This is a genomic window from Brevundimonas sp. GCM10030266, assembly GCF_042666595.1.
GTDB lineage: Bacteria > Pseudomonadota > Alphaproteobacteria > Caulobacterales > Caulobacteraceae > Brevundimonas.
On sequence record NZ_JBHTCY010000008.1, the window covers coordinates 1 to 1,647 of the forward strand.

The window sequence follows — 1,647 nt, forward strand, 5'->3', positions numbered from 1 at the left end:
TCGAGCCGTTGCCGTACATCAGCCGCTCCATGCTGAGCACGAAGGTCGAGCCGTCCCGGCCGGCGACGTTGTCGACGATGCGGTAGCCCGCGCCTTCGGCGGTGATGGTGTAGTCCGCCCGCAGGCCGCGCAGGTACAGGGTGTCGATGCCCGCGCCGCCGTCGATGGTGTCATTGCCGCCCATGCCGCGCAGATAGTCGTTCTGCGACCCGCCGGTGATCTGGTTGTCCAGCGCATTGCCCCAGCCGCTGAAGCTGGCCGGGCCGGTGTAGATCAGGTTCTCGACATTGGCCGCCAGCGTATAGGTGCTGATCCGGGCCTCGACGGTGTCGATGCCTTCGCCGGCGTATTCGATCACCGTGTCGGGGGCGTCGAGGATGTAATAGTCATTCCCCAGCCCGCCGTGCACCTGGTTGGCCTGGATCTGGCCGCCCATGATGATGTCGTCGCCGGCGCCGCCCATCAGCACATCGCTGCCCAGGCCGCCGATCAGGATGTTGTTCCCGGCGTCGCCCACGATCAGGTCGTTGTAGTCCGTGCCGGTGATGTTCTCGATCGAGTTCAGATAGTCCTGACCGCCCTCGCCGTCATCGAGGGTGATGCGGGAATCCAGCCGCACCCGGATCGCCGCCGTGGCCTGGCTGTAGTCGGCCGTGTCGGCGCCCAGCCCCCCGTTGAGGGTGTCATTGCCGCCGCGACCGCGCAGCACGTCATCGCCGGCGCCGCCGGTGATGATGTTGTCCAGCGCATTGCCGGTGCCGGTGAAATTCCCCGTCCCGCCATAGACCAGACGCTCGATATTGGCGCCCAGGTTGTAGCGGTCGATGCGGACCTCGACCGTGTCGATGCCTTCGTTGGCGAACTCGACGACCGTGTCATTGGCCTCCAGCACGAAATAGTCGTTGCCCAGGCCGCCGTAGAGCTCGTTGCCCGCGCCCGAACCGCCGTACAGGGTGTCGTCGCCCGCCCCGCCGATCAGCAGGTCGGAGCCCAGGCCGCCGCGGATGATGTTGTTCCCGGCGTCGCCGACGAGGGTGTCGTTGAAGGCCGAACCGGTCAGGTGCTCGAAGCCCGAGATCGTGTCCGAGCCGCCGTCGCCGTTGTTGACCGCGGTCCCGGTGTTCAGCTGGGCGCGCACGCCCGACGAGGCCTGGCTGTAGTCGAGCAGGTCGATGCCCGCGCCGCCGTTCAGCACATTGACGCCGCCGCCGCCCATGATGATGTCGTCGCCGGCCAGGCCGAGGATCACGTCGTCCCCGGCGCCGCCCGACAGGACGTTGTTGCCGCCCGAGCCGGTCAGTTCGTCGTTGAAGGCCGAACCGACCAGGTTCTCGATGCCCGACAGGCTGTCGGCGCCGCCGAAGCCGTTGCTGGAGGCGGTCCCGGCCGTCAGGCTGGCCACCACCCGGGCCGTGCCCGTGCTGTAGTCGGCCGTGTCGATCCCGGCCCCGCCGATCAGGGTGTTGGAGCCCGCGCCGCCGCGCAGCAGGTCGTCTCCGTCGCCGCCGTTCAGCGTATCCGAGCCGCGCCCGCCGATCAGGACGTCGTCGCCCGCTCGCCCCTCGAAGGTGACCGAGACGCCGCCGTCATCGCCCTGGGCGCTGACCTCGAAGCGGTTGGCCCCGCCGTTGCCGCGCACGGTGTGCG

At 68.9% G+C, this 1,647-nt stretch carries 1 pseudogene; it reads right to left on the bottom strand.

What is annotated here, in order from left to right:
* Positions 1–1,647 (bottom strand): annotated as a pseudogene (locus ACFQQC_RS18630) (hypothetical protein); the annotation flags it as partial.